Annotated in this window: 25 protein-coding genes; all 25 read right to left on the reverse strand. The window is 63.5% G+C overall.

Annotation, left to right across the window (positions count from 1 at the left end; all coding sequences use genetic code 11):
• Positions 1-149: 149 nt before the first annotated feature.
• Positions 150-644, reverse strand: coding sequence for a 50S ribosomal protein L15 (rplO, locus tag LTI14_RS06060; protein WP_241465379.1), 495 nt, complete (start codon positions 642-644; stop codon positions 150-152).
• 2 nt (positions 645-646) lie between these two features.
• On the reverse strand, positions 647-883 hold the full coding sequence (gene rpmD / locus LTI14_RS06065) for a 50S ribosomal protein L30 (protein WP_241465380.1): 237 nt from the start codon (positions 881-883) through the stop codon (positions 647-649).
• Positions 880-1,641, reverse strand: a complete 762-nt coding sequence (gene rpsE, locus LTI14_RS06070) for a 30S ribosomal protein S5 (protein WP_241465381.1) — start codon at positions 1,639-1,641, stop codon at positions 880-882. Before rpsE ends, rpmD begins: the two co-directional genes overlap by 4 nt.
• Complete coding sequence (gene rplR, locus LTI14_RS06075; protein ID WP_106121803.1) at positions 1,638-2,009, reverse strand: 50S ribosomal protein L18; 372 nt, start codon at positions 2,007-2,009, stop codon at positions 1,638-1,640. The genes rpsE and rplR overlap by 4 nt, the downstream gene beginning before the upstream one ends.
• A gap of 3 nt (positions 2,010-2,012) precedes the next feature.
• Positions 2,013-2,549 carry a 50S ribosomal protein L6 gene (gene rplF, locus LTI14_RS06080; RefSeq protein WP_241465382.1) on the reverse strand — a complete coding sequence of 179 codons (537 nt, stop codon included), beginning with the start codon at positions 2,547-2,549 and terminating at the stop codon, positions 2,013-2,015.
• A 20-nt stretch (positions 2,550-2,569) separates the two neighbouring features.
• Positions 2,570-2,968, reverse strand: a complete 399-nt coding sequence (gene rpsH / locus LTI14_RS06085; RefSeq protein ID WP_036473257.1) for a 30S ribosomal protein S8 — start codon at positions 2,966-2,968, stop codon at positions 2,570-2,572.
• Between the two features lie 114 nt (positions 2,969-3,082).
• On the reverse strand, positions 3,083-3,658 hold the full coding sequence (rplE, locus tag LTI14_RS06090; RefSeq protein WP_036473255.1) for a 50S ribosomal protein L5: 576 nt from the start codon (positions 3,656-3,658) through the stop codon (positions 3,083-3,085).
• On the reverse strand, positions 3,658-3,993 hold the full coding sequence (gene rplX, locus LTI14_RS06095; RefSeq protein WP_241465383.1) for a 50S ribosomal protein L24: 336 nt from the start codon (positions 3,991-3,993) through the stop codon (positions 3,658-3,660). The genes rplE and rplX overlap by 1 nt, the downstream gene beginning before the upstream one ends.
• Before the next feature lie 3 nt (positions 3,994-3,996).
• Positions 3,997-4,368: a 50S ribosomal protein L14 gene (rplN, locus tag LTI14_RS06100; protein WP_036473253.1), complete on the reverse strand. Its 372-nt coding sequence runs from the start codon at positions 4,366-4,368 to the stop codon at positions 3,997-3,999.
• Positions 4,369-4,791: 423 nt separating this feature from the next.
• Entirely contained in the window at positions 4,792-5,064 is a 273-nt protein-coding gene (rpsQ, locus tag LTI14_RS06105) for a 30S ribosomal protein S17 (RefSeq protein WP_106121798.1), read from the reverse strand.
• A gap of 2 nt (positions 5,065-5,066) precedes the next feature.
• The gene (gene rpmC, locus LTI14_RS06110; protein WP_106121797.1) at positions 5,067-5,354 is read right to left on the reverse strand and encodes a 50S ribosomal protein L29; all 288 of its coding nucleotides are present in this window, start codon (positions 5,352-5,354) and stop codon (positions 5,067-5,069) included.
• A gap of 2 nt (positions 5,355-5,356) precedes the next feature.
• Positions 5,357-5,773 carry a 50S ribosomal protein L16 gene (gene rplP, locus LTI14_RS06115; RefSeq protein WP_036473248.1) on the reverse strand — a complete coding sequence of 139 codons (417 nt, stop codon included), beginning with the start codon at positions 5,771-5,773 and terminating at the stop codon, positions 5,357-5,359.
• The gene (gene rpsC / locus LTI14_RS06120; RefSeq protein WP_241465384.1) at positions 5,773-6,591 is read right to left on the reverse strand and encodes a 30S ribosomal protein S3; all 819 of its coding nucleotides are present in this window, start codon (positions 6,589-6,591) and stop codon (positions 5,773-5,775) included. Before rpsC ends, rplP begins: the two co-directional genes overlap by 1 nt.
• A complete protein-coding gene (gene rplV, locus LTI14_RS06125) occupies positions 6,591-6,956 on the reverse strand; it encodes a 50S ribosomal protein L22 (protein ID WP_036473246.1) in 366 nt (121 codons plus the stop codon). The genes rpsC and rplV overlap by 1 nt, the downstream gene beginning before the upstream one ends.
• A gap of 68 nt (positions 6,957-7,024) precedes the next feature.
• The gene (gene rpsS, locus LTI14_RS06130) at positions 7,025-7,306 is read right to left on the reverse strand and encodes a 30S ribosomal protein S19 (protein ID WP_036473245.1); all 282 of its coding nucleotides are present in this window, start codon (positions 7,304-7,306) and stop codon (positions 7,025-7,027) included.
• A 12-nt stretch (positions 7,307-7,318) separates the two neighbouring features.
• Positions 7,319-8,155: a 50S ribosomal protein L2 gene (gene rplB, locus LTI14_RS06135; protein WP_241465385.1), complete on the reverse strand. Its 837-nt coding sequence runs from the start codon at positions 8,153-8,155 to the stop codon at positions 7,319-7,321.
• A gap of 37 nt (positions 8,156-8,192) precedes the next feature.
• Positions 8,193-8,501, reverse strand: a complete 309-nt coding sequence (gene rplW / locus LTI14_RS06140) for a 50S ribosomal protein L23 (RefSeq protein WP_106121796.1) — start codon at positions 8,499-8,501, stop codon at positions 8,193-8,195.
• Entirely contained in the window at positions 8,498-9,112 is a 615-nt protein-coding gene (gene rplD / locus LTI14_RS06145) for a 50S ribosomal protein L4 (protein ID WP_106121922.1), read from the reverse strand. Before rplD ends, rplW begins: the two co-directional genes overlap by 4 nt.
• A gap of 5 nt (positions 9,113-9,117) precedes the next feature.
• The gene (rplC, locus tag LTI14_RS06150) at positions 9,118-9,780 is read right to left on the reverse strand and encodes a 50S ribosomal protein L3 (RefSeq protein WP_241465386.1); all 663 of its coding nucleotides are present in this window, start codon (positions 9,778-9,780) and stop codon (positions 9,118-9,120) included.
• A gap of 21 nt (positions 9,781-9,801) precedes the next feature.
• Positions 9,802-10,110 carry a 30S ribosomal protein S10 gene (gene rpsJ, locus LTI14_RS06155; RefSeq protein ID WP_022871716.1) on the reverse strand — a complete coding sequence of 103 codons (309 nt, stop codon included), beginning with the start codon at positions 10,108-10,110 and terminating at the stop codon, positions 9,802-9,804.
• A gap of 574 nt (positions 10,111-10,684) precedes the next feature.
• Positions 10,685-11,875: an elongation factor Tu gene (gene tuf / locus LTI14_RS06160; RefSeq protein ID WP_241465387.1), complete on the reverse strand. Its 1,191-nt coding sequence runs from the start codon at positions 11,873-11,875 to the stop codon at positions 10,685-10,687.
• Between the two features lie 240 nt (positions 11,876-12,115).
• Positions 12,116-14,230, reverse strand: coding sequence for an elongation factor G (gene fusA, locus LTI14_RS06165; RefSeq protein WP_241465388.1), 2,115 nt, complete (start codon positions 14,228-14,230; stop codon positions 12,116-12,118).
• 18 nt (positions 14,231-14,248) lie between these two features.
• The gene (gene rpsG / locus LTI14_RS06170) at positions 14,249-14,719 is read right to left on the reverse strand and encodes a 30S ribosomal protein S7 (RefSeq protein ID WP_106121792.1); all 471 of its coding nucleotides are present in this window, start codon (positions 14,717-14,719) and stop codon (positions 14,249-14,251) included.
• Positions 14,719-15,093 carry a 30S ribosomal protein S12 gene (gene rpsL / locus LTI14_RS06175; RefSeq protein ID WP_036473238.1) on the reverse strand — a complete coding sequence of 125 codons (375 nt, stop codon included), beginning with the start codon at positions 15,091-15,093 and terminating at the stop codon, positions 14,719-14,721. Before rpsL ends, rpsG begins: the two co-directional genes overlap by 1 nt.
• Before the next feature lie 382 nt (positions 15,094-15,475).
• Positions 15,476-19,363: a DNA-directed RNA polymerase subunit beta' gene (locus LTI14_RS06180; RefSeq protein WP_241465389.1), complete on the reverse strand. Its 3,888-nt coding sequence runs from the start codon at positions 19,361-19,363 to the stop codon at positions 15,476-15,478.
• Between the last annotated feature and the right edge of the window lie 52 nt (positions 19,364-19,415).

The raw sequence follows: 19,415 nt of genomic DNA on the forward strand, positions 1-19,415 counted from the left end.
GCGTGAATTGCCGTTGCGCGGCCTTCGGCCACACAGTCAGTCATACTAACGCGCGGTGCGCACGGGGAAAGAATCCTGCGGCCGGAGTCGGCCCGGATATGACAAGACCCCCGTGGGAACCACGGGGGTCTTGATCATTGATGAGCCGATCAGGCCTGCTTGGAAGCAGCCTTCAGCGCCAGCTGCTCGGTGGAACCACCGGCAGCCTTGATCTTCTCTTCGGCGCTGGCCGAGAAGGCGTGAGCCTTCACGGACACGGCGACAGAGATCTCACCGGAGCCGAGGACCTTCACCGGGCGGCCCTTGCGAGCAGCCCCCTTGGCGATGAGGTCATCAGCAGTGACGTCGCCGCCCTCGGGGAACATCTCGCCGAGCTTGGTCAGGTTGACCGGCGAGTACTCCACGCGGAACGGGTTCTTGAAGCCGCGCAGCTTCGGAAGGCGCATGTACAGCGGAAGCTGACCACCCTCGAAGCCGGCGCGGACCTGGTAACGGGCCTTCGTGCCCTTGGTACCACGGCCTGCGGTCTTGCCCTTGGAGGCTTCACCACGTCCCACACGGGTGCGGGACTTCTTGGCGCCGCGTGCTGGACGCAGATCGTGGACCTTGAGGACGTTGGATTCTGCAGCGGTGTTCTCTGGCATCCTTAGTTCGCCTCCTCAGCCTTCACTAGATGCTTCACACTGTTGAGCATGCCCACGGTCACGGCGTCTGCGTCACGGACCACGGTGTGGCCGATCCGCTTCAGGCCGAGCGAGCGAACAGTCTCGCGGTGCTTGGGGTTGGCGCCGATCAGGGACTTCACCTGGGTCACGGTGAGCTTGTGCTCACCGATCTTCAGGTTCCGCGCGGTGTTGTAATTGACGGTACTGCGCAAAGTCATGCACCTGCCTTCTGTGCACGGGCTTCGCGGTCAGCCGCCATCGTGCGCAGCATCCGGGCCGGTGCGATCTCGTCGAGAGCCTTGCCGCGGCGTGCTGCCACGGCTTCGGGCTCTTCGAGCTGCTTGAGGGCGTCGATGGTGCCGTGAACGATGTTGATGGCGTTCACCGAGCCCATGGACTTGGTCAGCACGTCGTGAATGCCTGCGCATTCCAGGACTGCGCGGACCGGACCGCCGGCGATCACACCGGTACCCGGTGCGGCCGGACGAAGCAGGACGACACCGGCAGCATCCTCACCCTTGACCAGGTGCGGGATGGTGGAGCCGACGCGCGGGACGCGGAAGAAGCTCTTCTTGGCCTCTTCCACACCCTTGGCGATGGCAGCCGGGACTTCCTTGGCCTTGCCGTAGCCGACGCCGACCAGGCCGTCGCCGTCTCCGACGATGACCAGGGCGGTGAAGCTGAAGCGACGACCGCCCTTGACGACCTTCGACACTCGGTTGATGGTCACGACGCGCTCGAGGAACTTGTCCTTCTCCTCTTCGCGCCCGCCACGACCACCACGACCGCCGCGGCCGCCGCCTTCGCTGCGACCACCACGAGCGCCGCGGTTGTCACCGCGGCCGCCGCGCTCACCGCGAGCAGCATTGCTGTTCTCGCCGGCGGCCTGAGTCTGCGGTGCAGTCTCGGGGGCGGCGGTTTCCTTGGCCTCAGTCACAGACGAGTCCTTCTCAGGGTTGTTTGCGTTCTCACTCACAGCTTCAGACCACCTTCCCGGGCGCCGTCGGCGACGGCGGCCACGCGACCGTGGTACTTGTTGCCGCCGCGGTCGAAGACCACAGCGTCGATGCCGGCTGCCTTGGCGCGCTCAGCGACCATTTCGCCGACCTTCTTCGCCTTGGCGGTCTTGTCGCCGTCGAAGCTGCGCAGGTCTGCCTCCATAGTGGTGGCGGAGACCAGGGTCGTGCCCTCGAGGTCGTTGACGACCTGAGCGACCATGTGACGAGCAGAGCGGTTGACCACCAGGCGCGGACGCTCAGCGGAACCGTTGAGCTTCTTGCGCAGGCGGAGGTGGCGGCGGCCGCGGGCAGCGGATTTGGACTTGCCCTTGATACCAATAGCCATGGTTTACTTACCTGCCTTTCCAGCCTTGCGGCGAACCTGCTCGCCCTCGTAACGCACGCCCTTGCCCTTGTACGGGTCAGGCCTGCGCAGTTTGCGGATGTTGGCGGCGACCTCGCCGACCTGCTGCTTGTCGATCCCGCTGACAGCCAGCTTGGTGGCGGTCGCAACCTCGAAGGTGATGCCCTCAGGGGCCTTCACCGGAACGGGGTGCGAGTAGCCGAGTGCGAACTCCAGGTCGGAGCCCTTGGCCAGCACACGGTAACCGGTGCCGACGATCTCGAGCTTCTTGGAGTAGCCCTCGGTGACACCGATGATCATGTTGTTGATCAGGGTGCGGGTCAGGCCGTGGAGTGAACGCGATTCGCGCTCATCGTTGGGACGGGACACCGTAAGGGTGCCGTCCTCTTCTGAGACGGTGATGCCTTCGGCAAGAGTGCGGGAGAGTTCGCCCTTGGGCCCCTTGACGGAGACCTGGCGACCTTCCAGCTTGACCTCGACGCCGGCAGGGATGGTGATCGGAAGACGACCGATGCGTGACATAGTGCTTCGACTCCTTCCGGTTACCAGACGTAGGCGAGGACTTCCCCACCTACACCCTTCTTGGCTGCCTGCCGGTCAGTGAGGAGACCGGAGGACGTGGACAGGATCGCGATGCCGAGGCCGCCCAGAACGTGCGGGAGGTTGGTGGACTTCGCGTACACCCGGAGACCGGGCTTGGAGATGCGGCGCAGGCCGGCGATCGAACGCTCACGGTTCGGGCCGAACTTGAGGTCGATGGCCAGGGTCTTGCCGACCTCGGCCTCCTCTTCGCGCCATTCGGAGATGTAGCCTTCCGCCTTCAGGATGTCAGCCAAGCGAACCTTCAGCTTGGAGCTTGGCATCGAGACCTGATCGTGGAAAGCCGAGTTGGCATTGCGCAGACGTGTCAGCATGTCTGCAACTGGGTCAGTCATTGTCATGAGGGGCTTCTGCCCTTCCTCGCCGTGGTTTCAGATCTCCGAAGGAACTCGATCCCCCGAGGTGAGTCGGGGGGTTCGGAACCTTTGGTGAAAGGACCTGCGGCGTAGTTACTGTTATTCGGTCTTGAAGGGGAAGCCCAGCGCCTTGAGCAGCGCGCGGCCTTCCTCATCAGTCTTCGCGGTGGTCACCACAGTGATGTCCATGCCGCGAGGGCGATCGATCTTGTCCTGATCGATCTCGTGGAACACCGACTGTTCGGTCAGACCGAAGGTGTAGTTGCCGTTGCCGTCGAACTGCTTGCCGCTGAGTCCGCGGAAATCGCGGATACGGGGCAGTGCGAGGGTCACCAGGCGGTCCACAAACTCCCACATGCGGTCGCCACGCAGCGTGGTGTGCGTGCCGATCGGCTGTCCTTCGCGCAGCTTGAACTGAGCGATGGACTTCCGAGCGCGAGTCACCTTGGGCTTCTGACCGGTGATCTTGGTCAGGTCCTCGATGGCGCCCTGGATGAGCTTGGAATCGCGAGCTGCCTCGCCGACGCCCATGTTGACCACGACCTTGACCAGGCCGGGGACCTCCATGACGTTGGAGTATCCAAACTCTTCCTGCAGCGTGGAGCGGATCTCCGCGCGGTACTTGCCCTTGAGCCGTGGGGTGGTCTTCTCAGTCTCGCTCTGAACCTCAGTCATCACAGGTCCTTTCCGGAAGCTTTGGCGAAGCGGATGCGCACGGTCTTGCTGACGCCATCACGCTCCACGGTCTCCTGCCGGTAGCCGACGCGAGTGGGCTTGCCCGTCTCGGGGTCAACCACAGCGACGTTGGAGATGTGGATAGCAGCCTCAGACTCCACGATGCCGCCCTCGGTGCTGCCGAACTGGCCGGCACGGAGGTGACGCTTCACGCGGTTGACGCCCTCTACGAGGACGCGTTCCTTCTGAGGCAGGACCTGCAGGACCTTGCCCTGCTTGCCCTTGTCTTTGCCGGTGAGGATCTGGACGAGGTCGTCCTTCTTGATCTTGGCCATGAGTCAGAGCACCTCCGGGGCGAGCGAGACGATCTTCATGAACTTCTTCTCGCGCAGCTCGCGACCGACGGGCCCGAAGATACGGGTTCCGCGCGGTTCAGGAGTCTCACCCTTGAGGATCACAGCAGCGTTCTCGTCGAAGCTGATGTATGACCCGTCGTTGCGACGGATCTTCTTCTTGGTGCGCACGACAACAGCCTTGATGACGTCGCCCTTCTTGACGTTGCCGCCCGGAATTGCGTCCTTGACGGTGGCGACGAATGTGTCGCCGATACCTGCATAGCGGCGTCCGGATCCACCGAGGACACGGATGACAAGGACTTCCTTGGCACCGGTGTTATCGGCGATCTTGAGCCGCGATTCCTGTTGAATCACTTGTTTTCTCCTGTCGTCTCACTGGTTCTCGGACTCGTGCCGAGCCTTGTGGAACTTCTAGCCTGAGTCGGACACCTTCACGCGGCGATCAAACCGCTTCGGGCATGTGGTCCGACTTACCTGACAAGTCCCCTGGCCGCTTACCCACACACTCTCCGTCCCTCACGGGACGGGCAGCTGAATGCATGGCCGAGGCGGCGTTTCCCGGGGCCCCGAGGGGCCCTTTCGGGGACGTGCGCTGTCCTTTGAGGTGGATAGCCTCATCTAAAAGGGCGCACAGCCTCAATATCCTACACGAGATACACCGAGGGCCCAACTCCCGCACCCTGGGGTGCAGCAGTCGGGCCCTCGGAGGCACGCAGGCGCTCTCGGTGCTCCGGCGTCAGCGGCAGCAGCTGCTGCGCCGATCCCGGAGCACCGGAATCACTCTGCCTTTTCGACGATCTCGGCCAGCCGCCAGCGCTTGGCTGCGGACAGCGGACGGGTCTCGGCGATCACCACGGTGTCGCCGACACCTGCCTGCTCGTTCTCATCGTGTGCCATGAACTTCGTGTGCCGCTTCATGATCTTGCCGTACAGACCATGCTTGCGACGGTCCTCGACCTCGACGACGATGGTTTTATTCATCTTGTCGGAGACGACGACGCCACGCAGGGTCTTGCGGTCATTGCGGGTCTCTGCAGTTGCTTCACTCATGCTCAGTCCTCAGTCTTCTTCTCGTTCTGCTCATCAGCCGAATCCGAGGAGTCCGCGGCGGCATCGACATTCTCGCGAATGCCCAGCTCCCGCTCACGCACCACGGTGTAGATCCGGGCGATGTCGCGCTTGATGTCCTTCAACCGGCTGGAGCTCTCCAGCTGGCCGGTGGCGGACTGGAAGCGGAGGTTGAACAGCTCTTCCTTGGAAGAGCGCAGCGCCTCTGACAGGCCTGCTGAGTCCATCTCTGCGAGCTTCTCAACGGTCAGCTCTTTGGTTCCAACTGCCATTGTCACTCACCACTCTCTCGGCTGATCACGCGTGCCCTCATGGGCAGCTTGTGGATTGCCAGGCGGAGCGCCTCTTTGGCGACTTCCTCCGTGACACCGGACAGCTCGAACATGATGCGTCCGGGCTTGACGTTGGCGATCCACCACTCGGGAGAACCCTTGCCGGAGCCCATGCGGACCTCGGCAGGCTTCTTCGTCAGCGGCTGGTCCGGGTAGATGTTGATCCAGACCTTGCCGCCACGCTTGATGTGGCGGGTCATGGCGATACGCGCAGATTCGATCTGGCGGTTCGTCACGTAGGCGGGATCAAGGGCCTGGATGCCGTACTCGCCGAAGGCGAGCTCGGTTCCACCCTTGGCCCGCCCGCGGCGCTTGGGCCGGTGCGGCTTGCGGTACTTGACTCGGCGGGGCATCAACATCAGCTCTGCCCTCCTTCAGCACCAGATCCGGCTTCGGCGGGTGCCTGGGCACCGGCTTCGCGACCGCGGCCTGGGCCACGACGACGACGCTCTTCGCCTCCACCACGGGGTCCACCACGACCACCACGGGCTCCACCGCGACCGGAAGGCTGTGCAGCCTGCTGGGCGGCGAGTTCCTTGGCGGTGAGATCGCCCTTGTAGACCCAGACCTTCACACCGATGCGGCCGAAGGTGGTCTTGGCCTCGTGCTTGCCGAAGTCGATGTTCGCGCGCAGGGTGTGCAGCGGAACGCGACCTTCGCGGTAGAACTCGGAGCGGGACATCTCTGCACCGCCGAGGCGACCGGCGCACTGGATACGAATACCCTTTGCCCCTGAACGCATCGCCGAGGTGATGGCCTTCTTCATCGCGCGGCGGAAGGCCACACGAGCCGCGAGCTGCTCGGCCACACCCTGGGCGACCAGCTGAGCATCGGTCTCGGGGCTCTTGACCTCGAGGATGTTCAGCTGGATCTGCTTGGCGGTGAGCTTCTCCAGCTCGCTGCGGATCCGGTCCGCCTCGGCGCCGCGGCGACCGATGACGATGCCTGGCCGCGCAGTGTGGATATCCACACGAACACGATCGCGGGTGCGCTCGATCTCAACCTTCGAGATGCCGGCGCGCTCCACGGACTTGGCCAGGAGTTCCCGAATCTGGACATCCTCTTTCACGAAGTCCTTGTATCGCTGACCGGCCTTGGTCGAGTCGGCGTACCAGTGCGAAACGTGGTCAGTGGTGATGCCCAGACGGAAACCATTGGGGTTGATCTTCTGTCCCACTACTGATCCCCACCTTTCTCTTCGGCGCCGACCACGATGGTCACGTGGCTGGTGCGCTTGTTGATGCGGAACGCCCGGCCTTGAGCCCTGGGTCGGAACCGCTTCATGGTCGGGCCTTCGTCGACGCGTGCCTCGGTGATGAAGAAGGCGTCCTCGTTAAAGGCGACTCCTTCCTTGTCTGCGTGCTGGCGAGCATTCGCCAGCGCAGAAGCGACCACCTTGGCCACCGGCTCTGTAGCGCCCTGAGGGGCGAACTTCAGAATTGCCAGTGCTTCGTTGGCCTGCTTGCCGCGGACAAGGTCGACGACGCGCCGGGCCTTCATAGGCGTCACACGCAGGTAGCGCGCAATTGCCTTGGCTTCCATTGCTTTCCTTCTCTCGTCTTGTGACACGAAGTACAAGCTCGCAGATCGTTCCTCGGATGAGGAAGCGATCAGCGGCGCTTGCCCTTCTTGTCGTCCTTCACATGGCCGCGGAATGTACGCGTCGGAGCGAACTCGCCGAGCTTGTGCCCGACCATCGACTCAGTGATGAACACGGGGATGTGCTTGCGTCCGTCGTGCACAGCCAGAGTGTGGCCGAGCATGTCGGGGATGATCATGGAACGGCGGGACCATGTCTTGATGACATTCTTGGTGCCCTTTTCGTTCTCAGCGACGACCTTGAGGTACAGGTGCTGATCTACGAAGGGGCCCTTCTTCAAGCTGCGTGGCATGTCTCCAGGCTCCTATCGCTTGTTCTTGGTACGACGGCGACGCACGATGAGCTTGTCGCTTGCCTTGTTCGGACGGCGGGTGCGCCCTTCCGGCTTGCCATTCGGGTTGACCGGATGACGACCGCCGGAGGTCTTGCCTTCGCCACCACCGTGCGGGTGGTCGACCGGGTTCATCACAACACCGCGGACGGTCGGACGAACGCCCTTCCAGCGCATGCGTCCAGCCTTGCCCCAGTTGATGTTGGACTGCTCGGCGTTGCCCACGGCGCCGATGGTCGCACGGCAGCGCACGTCGACGTTGCGGACCTCGCCGGAGGGCAGACGCAGCTGGGCGAACTTGCCCTCGCGGGCCACCAGCTGGATGCCTGCACCTGCGGAGCGGCCGAGCTTGGCGCCGCCTGCTGGCCGCAGCTCCACCGCGTGCACCACGGTGCCGAGTGGGATGTTGCGCAGCGGCAGGTTGTTGCCCGGCTTGATGTCAGCGTTGGGGCCGGACTCCACGGCAGCACCCTGCTCCAGCTTGGCCGGAGCCAGGATGTAGCGCTTGGTGCCATCGATGAAGTGCAGCAGCGCGATACGAGCGGTGCGGTTCGGGTCATACTCGATGTGAGCGACCTTCGCCGGCACGCCGTCCTTGTCTGCGCGACGGAAATCGATCACACGGTACTGGCGCTTGTGGCCACCACCCTTGTGACGTGTGGTGATCTTGCCCGAGCTGTTTCGGCCGCCAGTCTTGGACAGCGGACGCAGCAAGGACTTCTCCGGGGTGTCCCGGGTGATCTCTGCAAAGTCGGCCACAGACGAGCCGCGTTGGCCCGGTGTGTTCGGCTTGAGGTTACGGATAGCCATATTCTTCTTCCTCGATCAAGTGGTTCCGATCAGCCGATCAGGCTGCGGATCCTCCGAAGATGTCAATGTTGTGTCCCTCTTTGAGGGTGATGATCGCCCGCTTCGTGCCGGTGCGTGAGCCCCATCCGAACTTGGTGCGCTTGCGCTTGCCAGCTCGGTTGATGGTGTTGACCGAGTCGACACGCACGGAGAAGATCTTCTCGACCGCGTATTTGATCTCGGACTTCGTGGCCCGGGGGTCCACCAGGAAGGTGAACTTGCCCTCATCGATGAGGCTGTAGGACTTTTCCGACACGACGGGTGCGATGACGACGTCGCGCGGGTCCTTGCTGGTAAGGACGCTCACTTGGTCTCCTCCTTCGCAGTGCCCTGTGCCAGGAAGGCGTCATAGCCGGCCTGCGTGAACACGATGTCATCGGAGACGATGACGTCGTAGGTGTTCAGCTGATCGGCATACAGGGTGTGGACGTGCGGCAGGTTGCGGGTCGACAGCGCGGCGATGTCATCGCTGCGGTCGAGCACGACCAGCCAGTTGCGGTTCGCTCCGCCGAGACCTGCCAGTGCAGCCTTGGCCGCCTTCGTCGACGCCTGGTCGGTGACCAGTGCGTCCACGACGATGATGCGGTCGTTGCGTGCCCGGTCCGAGAGGGCACCGCGCAGGGCGGCGGCCTTCATCTTCTTGGGCGTGCGCTGGGAGTAGTCGCGTGGCTGCGGTCCGTGGACCACGCCACCGCCGACCATGTGCGGTCCGCGCAGCGAACCCTGACGAGCACGACCTGTGCCCTTCTGCCGGAACGGCTTGGCGCCGGTGCCGGAGACCTCTGCACGAGTCTTGGTCTTGTGGGTGCCCTGGCGAGCCGCGGCCCGCTGTGCGACGACCACCTGGTGGATCAGCGCGACATTGGTCTTGGCGTCGAATACTTCGGCGGGGAAGTCGACAGAAACCTTGTTGGCCATGTGGATCATGCTCCCTTCACTGCGGTGCGGACCAGGACGACCTGGCCGCGAGCACCCGGAAGGGCACCCTTGATGAGCAGCAGGTTCTTCTCGGGGTCCACTGCGTGGACGGTCAGGTTGTGGGTGGTCTGACGGACGCCGCCCATCCGACCTGCCATGCGCAGACCCTTGAAGACGCGACCCGGAGTGGATGCGCCGCCGATGGAGCCTGGCTTGCGGTGGTTCTTGTGGGAACCGTGCGAGGCGCCCACACCAGCGAAGCCATGACGCTTCATGACGCCGGCGAAGCCTTTGCCCTTGGTCTTGCCGATGACATCGACCTTCTGGCCGGTCTCGAAAGACTCGACGGTGAGGTCCTGGCCGAGCTCATACGAGCCCGAGTCACCGGTGCGGATCTCCACGACATGGCGGCGTGGAGTCACGCCGGCCTTCTCAAAGTGGCCTGCCAGCGGCTTGGTCACCTTGCGGGGATCGATGCGTCCGAAGCCGATCTGGACGGAGTTGTAGCCGTCGCTGTCGGTGGTGCGGATCTGGGTCACGACGTTGGAGTCGGCCTGGACAACAGTGACTGGGATGAGAAGGTTGTTCTCGTCCCAGACCTGGGTCATGCCGAGCTTCGTGCCCAGCAGCCCCTTGACGTTCAGTTCAACGCGGGAAATATTGGTCATAGTGTTCTCAGCACCTCCCTGCTAGAGCTTGATCTCGATATTGACGTCTGCAGGCAGGTCGAGTCGCATCAGGGAATCGACAGCCTTGGGCGTCGGATCCACGATGTCGATCAGGCGCTTGTGGGTGCGCATCTCGAAGTGCTCGCGAGAGTCTTTGTACTTGTGGGGAGACCGGATCACGGCGTACACGTTCTTCTCGGTGGGCAGCGGCACTGGGCCGACAACCGTTGCACCAGCACGTGTGACCGTGTCGACGATCTTCCGGGCCGAGGTGTCGATGACTTCGTGGTCATACGACTTCAGCCGGATGCGGATTTTCTGTCCCGCCATGCGTTGAGCCTCTTTCTGGTGTTCTGACATTCGTCTTACGTCGCAGCCCAAGACTGTGACGGAGCCATGGGGCTCCCAGAGAGGCATTCAGCGCTGGTCCCTCGCGGGCACAGGCGGTACTGACCTTCTGCAGTTATGGGCTGCGCACCTGCAACACGATCTGCTCGGTCTCCCGAGTCTGACGATCACGAAGCTGATGCACGACCCGCACAGTCCGAATCCGTCCGGGCGAATCCTGCGGGAAGCAGGTCTCGACGGGTTCCTCGAACTGACGGGCATCCGACCCCCGCGGTCGGGCGTGTCGCTTATATGAACATTGAATCTGCACACAGCGAGACACTTGGCGAGGTGTCGGTATTGAAGTTCTGGTATTCGCTCCACACGGTGGACCCGAGGGCACACCGGGGCATGGCGCCCGTGAGCAACCTGTCTATTCTCACATAGATGGAGACCCATGACAAACAGGAGACCCCGGTGGCTCATGCCACCGGGGTCTCCTGTTCATCGAGCTGCGCAGACCTGTGCTGAGCTGTTGTTCAGCTCAGGTCTGCGCGACCATCATGAAGCTCAGGTCTTACTTGAGGATCTTGACGACTCGACCTGAACCAACGGTGCGTCCACCCTCGCGGATGGCGAAGCCGAGGCCCTCTTCCATGGCGATCTCCTGGATGAGCTCAACGGTCATCTCAGTGTTGTCACCGGGCATGACCATCTCGGTGCCCTCGGGCAGCGAGATGACGCCGGTGACGTCGGTGGTCCGGAAGTAGAACTGCGGACGGTAGTTGGTGTAGAAGGGGTTGTGGCGACCGCCCTCATCCTTGGAGAGGATGTAGACGTTGGCCTCGAACTGGGTGTGCGGGGTGATGGAGTTGGGAGCAGCCACGACCTGGCCGCGCTCAACGTCATCGCGCTTCAGACCGCGAAGCAGCAGACCACAGTTCTCGCCGGCCCATGCCTCGTCGAGCTGCTTGTGGAACATCTCGATACCGGTGACGGTGGTCTTCTGCTTCGGACGAATACCGAGGATCTCGATCTCGGAGTTGATCTTCAGCGTGCCGCGCTCTGCGCGGCCGGTGACCACGGTGCCGCGACCGGTGATGGTGAAGACGTCCTCGATGGGCATCAGGAACGGCTTGTCCTTGTCGCGCTCTGGCTCCGGGATGAAGGTATCCACGGCTTCCATGAGCTCTTCAACGGTCTTGACCCACTCGGCGTCGCCCTCGAGAGCCTTCAGGCCTGAGGTGCGGATGACCGGTGCGTTGTCGCCGTCGTAGCCCTGTGAATCGAGGAGCTCGCGCACCTCCATCTCGACGAGGTCCAGGAGCTCTTCGTCCTCGACCATGTCGGACTTGTTCAGTGCGACCAGCAGGGAGGGGACGCCCACCTGGCGGGCGAGCAGCACGTGCTCGCGAGTCTGTGCCATCGGGCCGTCAGTGGCGGCGACGACCAGGATCGCACCGTCCATCTGTGCAGCGCCGGTGATCATGTTCTTCACGTAGTCAGCGTGACCGGGGGCGTCCACGTGTGCATAGTGGCGCTTGTCGGTCTGGTACTCCACGTGGGAGACGTTGATCGTGATGCCGCGCTCGCGCTCCTCGGGAGCGTTGTCGATCGAGGCGAAGTCGCGTCCCTGGTTCAGGTCCGGGAACTTATCTGCCAGGACCTTTGAGATCGCGGCGGTCAGGGTGGTCTTGCCATGGTCGACGTGACCGATGGTGCCGATGTTAAGGTGCGGCTTGTTACGCTCGAACTTTGCCTTGGCCACAGGTTCCTCCTATAGAACTTGTTCAGGTAAGAAGACTTACTCCAGCCGCACTGTCAACGAGGCTGAAACTCATGCAAGTCTACTAATCGCTAGGTATTTGGTGAAATTTCCCGAATGGTGGTGCGTGAGGAGCAATGGAGGTCAATCGGGGACCTCGCTTCCTCAAAGCATCGCCGAGCCGCCCGGCTCGGTCCCGGGCCGCTGAGCGGACTCAGCGGACCCGGGGAGCCGAGTTGGGGATCAGGCGCCGCGGTTCTTCTCGATGATCTCTTCTGCCACGGCCTTCGGAACCTCTGCGTAAGAGTTGAAGGACATGGTGAAGACTGCGCGGCCCTGAGTGCGCGAGCGCAGCTCGCCGATGTAGCCGAACATCTCGGACAGCGGCACGAGTGCCTTGATGACCTTCACGCCTGCCGCGTCATCCATGGACTGGATCTGTCCGCGGCGGGAGTTCAGGTCACCGATGACCTCGCCCATGTACTCCTCAGGAGTACGGACTTCGACGGACATCATCGGCTCGAGCAGCACCGGGTTGGCCCGGCGTGCGCCTTCCTTGAACACCTGGGAGCCGGCGAGCTTGAACGCCATCTCCGAGGAGTCGACGTCGTGGTAGGCGCCGTCGGTCAGTTCGGCCTTGACACCGACCATCGGGTAGCCGGCGAGGACGCCGAGACCCATGGCGTCCTGGATGCCTGCATCCACCGAGGGGATGTATTCGCGGGGAATGCGTCCACCGGTCACCAGGTTGGCGAATTCGTACATCTCGCCGTCCGCGGTGTCCAGGGGCTCGAAGTTCATGAGCACCTTGGCGAACTGACCCGAACCACCGGTCTGCTTCTTGTGGGTGTAGTCGACCTTCTCCACACGCTTCTTGATGGTCTCGCGGTAGGCGACCTGGGGCTTGCCCACGTTCGCCTCCACGTTGAACTCGCGGCGCATGCGGTCCACCAGGATGTCCAGGTGGAGCTCGCCCATTCCGCCGATCTCGGTCTGGCCGGTCTCGTCGTTCTGGGTGACGGTGAAGGTCGGGTCCTCGGCTGCAAGCTTCTGAATGGCCGTGGAGAGCTTCTCCTGGTCACTCTTCGACTTCGGCTCGATGGCCACAGAGATCACCGGCTCCGGGAAGGTCATCGACTCGAGCACGATCTGGTGGTTCGGATCGCACAGGGTGTCACCGGTGGTGGTGTCCTTGAGTCCGATGACCGCGTAGATGTGACCGGCCTGGATCTCGTCGACCGGCATCTCCTTGTTGGCGTGCATCTGGAAGAGCTTGCCGATGCGCTCCTTCTTGCCCTTCGTGGAGTTCACGATCTGCGCTCCGGCGTTGAGCTTGCCGGAGTAGACGCGGATGAAGGTGAGCTGCCCGAAGAAGGGGTGGGAGGCGATCTTGAATGCCAGAGCGGAGAACGGCTCGTCCTTGCTCGGGCGGCGGGTCAGGATCTCGTCCTCATGGTTGGGCTTGTGGCCCTCCATGGCCTCGACGTCTGCCGGGGTGGGCAGGTAGTCGATGACAGCGTCGAGCATCGGCTGGACGCCGCGGTTCTTGAACGCGGAGCCGCAGAAGACCGGGTAGGCGGCGGAAGCCACGGTGAGCTTGCGGACGCCTTCCTTGAGCTCGTCGTTGGAGATCTCTTCGCCTTCGAGGTACTTGTTCATCAGCACATCGTCAGCTTCGGCAACCTGCTCGATGAGCGTGTTGCGGTACTCCTCGGCCTGTTCCTTCATGTCCTCGGGGATTTCCTGGGTCTCATACTCAGCACCCATGGTCACATCGCCCTTGGAGTCACCGGGCCACACCAGGGCCTTCATCTGGAGCAGGTCGACGACGCCGACGAATTCACTCTCAGAGCCGATCGGCAGCTGCATCACCAGGGGTGTTGCACCGAGTCGGGACTTGATGGTGTCCACGGTGTAGTAGAAGTCAGCGCCGAGCTTGTCCATCTTGTTGACGAAGCAGATGCGCGGGACGTTGTACTTGTCGGCCTGGCGCCAGACAGTCTCAGACTGCGGCTCCACGCCTTCCTTGCCGTCGAAGACGGCGACGGCGCCATCGAGGACGCGCAGCGCGCGCTCCACCTCGACGGTGAAGTCCACGTGCCCGGGGGTGTCGATGATGTTGATCTGGTTGTCGCCCCAGAAGCAGGTCACCGCGGCGGAGGTGATCGTGATGCCGCGCTCCTTCTCCTGCTCCATCCAGTCCGTCGTGGACGCACCGTCGTGGGTTTCACCGATCTTGTGGTTCATGCCGGTGTAGAACAGGATGCGTTCGGTTGCGGTGGTCTTACCGGCATCGATGTGAGCCATGATGCCGATGTTGCGGACCTTCTTGAGGTCAGTGAGCACGTCTTGTGCCACGGTGATTCCCCTTTTCTATTACCAGCGGTAGTGGGCGAAGGCCTTGTTGGACTCTGCCATCTTGTGAGTGTCCTCGCGGCGCTTCACAGCGGCACCGAGGCCGTTGGAGGCGTCGAGGATCTCGTTCATCAGGCGATCCGTCATGCTCTTCTCGCGGCGGTCCTTGGAGTAGCCGACCAGCCAGCGCAGGGCCAGCGCGGTCGAGCGACCGGGCTTGACCTCCACCGGGACCTGGTAGGTCGCGCCGCCGACGCGGCGGGAGCGGACCTCCAGTGCGGGGCGGACATTGTCCATGGCCTTCTTGAGCGTGGTCACCGGGTCATCGCCGGACTTCTTCGCGACGCCGTCGAGCGCGCCGTAGACGATGCGCTCAGCGGTGGACTTCTTGCCGTCGACCAGGACCTTGTTGATCAGCTGTGTGACCAAGGGTGATCCGTGGACCGGATCCTGGACGAGAGGGCGCTTAGGTGCGGGTCCCTTACGTGGCATTACTTCTTCTCCTTCTTGGCGCCGTAGCGGGAGCGAGCCTGACCGCGACCCTTGACACCCTGGGTGTCGAGGGCGCCGCGGACGATCTTGTAACGGACACCGGGAAGGTCCTTCACACGGCCGCCGCGCACGAGCACGATCGAGTGCTCCTGCAGGTTGTGACCCTCGCCTGGGATGTAGGCGGTGACTTCGACGCCGCCGCCGAGGCGAACACGAGCCACCTTGCGCAGCGCGGAGTTCGGCTTCTTCGGGGTCGTGGTGTACACACGGGTGCATACGCCACGACGCATCGGGCTGCCCTGCAGTGCAGGGGTGTTGTTCTTGGTGCGCTTGGGATGACGCCCCTTGCGCACAAGCTGCTGAATAGTAGGCACTATGCGTTCTCCATACGTGTAGTGAGGGAAGCAGAGGCTTGAGGTCTGCCCGCGGTCGAGAGTTCTACACACGGTCCGCGGGCTCTGGTCCCCAGGCGTGCAAAAATGTGGCATGTGTTGCGCACCTTCCCCGCAACCCGGACCGAGTCCCTCTGCCACATCAGAAACAATCAGGTTAACACTACCAGCTGCACCCGCAGAGAGCGAACGGGGCCGAGGGCGGGCCCTCCGGCACGACGCTCGACTGGAGACTCTGCAGCCGCAGGAAGGTCCTACGGACGAGAAGAGGCCCGGGAGAGCGTCGCTCCCCCGGGCCTCTTCTCGTGCTCAGTCCCTGATACCCGGTGCTGCGGGCCTCAGCGGACGCAGCCGTCAGCTCCGCTCAGCGGAAGTCGACATCGGTGTTGTAGTCGTCGAGCGGGATGGCATGGAACTCGCCGTCGCCCTCGACTCCTGCGTAGTCGAAGCTGGATCCGTAGAGGCTCGGGCCGGTGAAGAGGTTGGCCTTGGCCTCCTCGGTCGGCTCGACCGTGGACTGCGTGTAGCGATCCAGACCGGTGCCGGCCGGGATCAGCTTGCCGATGATCACGTTCTCCTTCAGGCCCAGCAGCGGGTCGGACTTGCTCTCCATCGCCGCCTGGGTGAGCACCCGGGTGGTCTCCTGGAAGGAGGCCGCCGAGAGCCAGGAATCCGTGGCCAGTGAGGCCTTGGTGATGCCCATCAGCTCGTCACGGCCCGAGGCCGGCTGCGCGCCCTCTGCCACAGCCTTGCGGTTGGCGGCAGTGAAGCGGAACCGGTCCGCCAGCTCGCCCGGCAGCAGCTTCGTGCCGCCGGAGTCGATGACGGTGACCCGGCGCAGCATCTGCCGGACGATGACCTCCACGTGCTTGTCGTGGATGCCCACGCCCTGGGACTGGTAGACGTGCTGGACCTCGGAGACCAGGAACTTCTGCGCGGCGCGGGGGCCGAGCACTCGAAGCACCTGCTTGGGATCCACAGCGCCTGCCACCAGCTGCTGACCGACCTCGACGGCTTCACCGTCGGAGACGAGCAGACGTGCGCGGCGCAGGATCGGGTAGGCGTGCTCCTCGGATCCGTCATCAGGAGTCAGCACCAGTCGCAGCTGCTTCTCTGAATCATCCAGGTGCACCCGTCCGGCGACCTCTGCGATCGGCGCCACACCCTTGGGGGTGCGGGCCTCGAAGAGCTCCTGGATACGGGGCAGACCCTGGGTGATGTCATCGGCCGAGGCGATGCCGCCGGTGTGGAAGGTACGCATGGTCAGCTGCGTGCCGGGCTCACCGATGGACTGTGCGGCGATGATGCCGACAGCCTCGCCGATGTCCACGGTCTGTCCGGTGGCCAGCGAGCGTCCGTAGCAGCGGGTACAGGTACCCACGGCGGACTCACAGGTCAGCACGGAGCGGATCTTGATCTCAGAGACGCCTGCGGCGAAGAGCTTGTCGATCAGCACATCGCCGACGTCTGAGCCGCCCTCGGCCAGAAGGTTGCCCTCGGCGTCGTTCACGTCGACGGCGAGCGTGCGTGCGTAGGCGGAGTTCTCCACCTCGTCGTGCAGCTTCAGCTCACCGTTCTCATCGGCCACCGCGATCGTGACGGTCAGCCCGCGGGAGGTCCCGCAGTCTGCTTCACGCACGATGACGTCCTGCGAGACGTCCACCAGACGACGGGTCAGGTAACCCGAGTTCGCCGTCTTCAGCGCCGTATCCGCCAGGCCCTTGCGGGCACCGTGGGTGGCGATGAAGTACTCGAGGACCGAGAGGCCCTCGCGGTAGGAGGACTTGATCGGCCGCGGGATGATCTCACCCTTGGGGTTGGTCACCAGACCACGGATGCCCGCGATCTGTCGGACCTGAAGCCAGTTGCCTCGGGCGCCGGAGGTGACCATCCGGTTGATGTTGTTGTGCTCATCCATGCCGGCCTGCATCGCTGCGGCCACCTCGTCGGTGGCCTTGGTCCAGATCTCGACCAGCTCTGCGTGGCGCTCGTCATCACCGATCAGGCCCATGTCGTACTGGGACTGGACCTTGGCGGCCTGGTCCTCGTAGACGTCCATGATCTTCTTCTTGTCCATGTTCGAGGTCACGTCGGAGATTGCGACGGTGACGCCCGAGCGGGTGGACCAGTAGAAGCCGGCATCCTTGAGGTTGTCCAGGGTGCGCGCGGTGACGTTGTTCGGGTAGCGCTCGGCCAGATCGTTGATCAGGCTCGAGAGCTGGCCCTTGTCCGCCACCGAGTCCTGCCAGGGGTAGCCCTCTGGCAGCAGCTGGTTGAAGAGCACCTTGCCCATCGTGGTGTTCAGCGTGGCTGGGGTTCCGGGCTCCCAGCCTTCGGGAGCAGGAACCGCCGCCGAGGGGGTGTAGCCCTCGACGGTGATCTTGACCGGCGCGTTGATGTGCAGCTCGCGCAGGTCGAAGGCCATCTGAGCCTCACCGATGGAGGAGAAGGCGCGGCCTGCGCCGGTCTCGTCCTCACGCTGGGTGGTCAGGTGGTGCAGACCGATGATCATGTCCTGTGAGGGCAGCGCCACCGGGCGTCCGTCCGAGGGCTTCAGGATGTTGTTCGAGGAGAGCATCAGGATGCGCGCCTCGGCCTGGGCCTCGGGGGACAGCGGGAGGTGGACTGCCATCTGGTCGCCGTCGAAGTCGGCGTTGAACGCCGAGCAGACGAGCGGGTGCAGCTGAAGGGCCTTGCCCTCCACCAGCTGCGGCTCGAAGGCCTGGATGCCCAGACGGTGCAGGGTGGGTGCGCGGTTCAGCAGCACCGGGTGCTCGGTGATGATCTCTTCGAGAACATCCCACACCTGGGGGCGCTGACGCTCCACCATGCGCTTGGCCGACTTGATGTTCTGCGCGTGGTTGAGATCGACCAGGCGCTTCATCACGAAGGGCTTGAACAGCTCCAGCGCCATCTGCTTGGGCAGACCACACTGATGCAGCTGCAGCTGCGGGCCCACCACGATGACCGAACGGCCGGAGTAGTCCACGCGCTTGCCGAGCAGGTTCTGCCGGAAGCGTCCCTGCTTGCCCTTGAGCATGTCGGAGAGCGACTTCAGCGGACGGTTGCCCGGTCCGGTGACCGGACGACCGCGACGACCGTTGTCGAAGAGCGAGTCCACGGACTCCTGGAGCATGCGCTTCTCGTTGTTCACGATGATCTCGGGTGCACCGAGATCCAGCAGACGCTTCAGGCGGTTGTTGCGGTTGATCACGCGACGGTACAGATCGTTGAGGTCTGAGGTCGCGAAGCGACCGCCGTCGAGCTGGACCATCGGACGGATCTCCGGGGGGATCACCGGGACGGCCTCGAGCACCATGCCGCGCGGGGTGGTCCCGTTGGCGAGGAACGCGTTGAGCACCTTCAGCCGCTTCAGGGCGCGGGTCTTGCGCTGGCCCTTGCCGGTGGCGATGATCTCGCGCAGACGCTCTGCCTCGGCCTCCATGTCGTAGGTGGCCAGGCGACGCTGGATCGCTTCAGCGCCCATCGCACCTTCGAAGTACTGCCCGTAGCGGGTGCGCATCTCACGGAAGAGCGCCTCATCGCCCTCGAGGTCGGAGACCTTGAGGTTCTTGAAGCGATCCCAGACCCGCTCGAGCTGCTCGATCTCGGCGTCGGCGCGCTTGCGCACCTGCGACATCTGCTTGTCGGAGGTGTCGCGTGCCTTCTTCTTCTCGGCAGCCTTGGCACCCTCGCCCTCCAGGCGCTCGAGGTCACCCTCGAGGTCCTTGGAGATCGCGGCGATGTCGGAGTCACGCTGATCGGCCAGGTGCTTGAGCTCCTGATCGATCTCGGCCTGCAGGTTCGGCAGGTCGTCGTGGCGACGGTCGGTGTCGACCTCGGTGATCATGTAGGCGGCGAAGTAGATGACCTTCTCGAGGTCCTTCGGCGCCAGGTCAAGCAGGTAGCCCAAGCGCGAGGGGACGCCCTTGAAGTACCAGATGTGGGTCACCGGGGCGGCGAGCTGGATGTGGCCCATCCGCTCACGACGCACCTTGGCGCGAGTGACCTCGACGCCGCAGCGCTCACAGATGATGCCCTTGAAGCGGACCCGCTTGTACTTGCCGCAGTAGCACTCCCAGTCCCGGGACGGGCCGAAGATCTTCTCGCAGAAGAGTCCGTCCTTCTCGGGCTTCAGGGTGCGGTAGTTGATGGTTTCAGGCTTTTTGACCTCACCATATGACCAACCACGGATTTCGTCACCGGTGGCAAGCCCGATACGCATTGTGCCGAATGAGGATTCTTGGGACATAGTCCGGTATCTCTCTTTTCTCTAAAGATTCGTGACGGAGTGAAGGTGCATC

Origin of the sequence: Nesterenkonia sp. YGD6, from assembly GCF_022565895.1 — a bacterium.
Lineage (GTDB): Bacteria > Actinomycetota > Actinomycetes > Actinomycetales > Micrococcaceae > Nesterenkonia.

What these genes read in the sequence shown, in the direction of transcription:
- rpsS (WP_036473245.1), bottom strand. Translation starts at nt 7,306, where the DNA reads ATGCCACGCAGCTTGAAGAAGGGCCCCTTCGTAGATCAGCACCTGTAC.
- rplE (WP_036473255.1), bottom strand. Translation starts at nt 3,658, where the DNA reads ATGACTGAGGTTCAGAGCGAGACTGAGAAGACCACCCCACGGCTCAAG.
- rplC (WP_241465386.1), bottom strand. Translation starts at nt 9,780, where the DNA reads ATGACCAATATTTCCCGCGTTGAACTGAACGTCAAGGGGCTGCTGGGC.
- rpmC (WP_106121797.1), bottom strand. Translation starts at nt 5,354, where the DNA reads ATGGCAGTTGGAACCAAAGAGCTGACCGTTGAGAAGCTCGCAGAGATG.
- rplV (WP_036473246.1), bottom strand. Translation starts at nt 6,956, where the DNA reads ATGGAAGCCAAGGCAATTGCGCGCTACCTGCGTGTGACGCCTATGAAG.
- rplP (WP_036473248.1), bottom strand. Translation starts at nt 5,773, where the DNA reads ATGTTGATGCCCCGCCGAGTCAAGTACCGCAAGCCGCACCGGCCCAAG.
- rpsG (WP_106121792.1), bottom strand. Translation starts at nt 14,719, where the DNA reads ATGCCACGTAAGGGACCCGCACCTAAGCGCCCTCTCGTCCAGGATCCG.
- LTI14_RS06180 (WP_241465389.1), bottom strand. Translation starts at nt 19,363, where the DNA reads ATGTCCCAAGAATCCTCATTCGGCACAATGCGTATCGGGCTTGCCACC.
- rplX (WP_241465383.1), bottom strand. Translation starts at nt 3,993, where the DNA reads ATGGCCAAGATCAAGAAGGACGACCTCGTCCAGATCCTCACCGGCAAA.
- rplR (WP_106121803.1), bottom strand. Translation starts at nt 2,009, where the DNA reads ATGGCTATTGGTATCAAGGGCAAGTCCAAATCCGCTGCCCGCGGCCGC.
- rpsQ (WP_106121798.1), bottom strand. Translation starts at nt 5,064, where the DNA reads ATGAGTGAAGCAACTGCAGAGACCCGCAATGACCGCAAGACCCTGCGT.
- rplD (WP_106121922.1), bottom strand. Translation starts at nt 9,112, where the DNA reads ATGGCCAACAAGGTTTCTGTCGACTTCCCCGCCGAAGTATTCGACGCC.
- rplF (WP_241465382.1), bottom strand. Translation starts at nt 2,549, where the DNA reads ATGTCACGCATCGGTCGTCTTCCGATCACCATCCCTGCCGGCGTCGAG.
- rpsJ (WP_022871716.1), bottom strand. Translation starts at nt 10,110, where the DNA reads ATGGCGGGACAGAAAATCCGCATCCGGCTGAAGTCGTATGACCACGAA.
- rplO (WP_241465379.1), bottom strand. Translation starts at nt 644, where the DNA reads ATGCCAGAGAACACCGCTGCAGAATCCAACGTCCTCAAGGTCCACGAT.
- rpmD (WP_241465380.1), bottom strand. Translation starts at nt 883, where the DNA reads ATGACTTTGCGCAGTACCGTCAATTACAACACCGCGCGGAACCTGAAG.
- rplB (WP_241465385.1), bottom strand. Translation starts at nt 8,155, where the DNA reads ATGGCTATCCGTAACCTCAAGCCGAACACACCGGGCCAACGCGGCTCG.
- rpsH (WP_036473257.1), bottom strand. Translation starts at nt 2,968, where the DNA reads ATGACAATGACTGACCCAGTTGCAGACATGCTGACACGTCTGCGCAAT.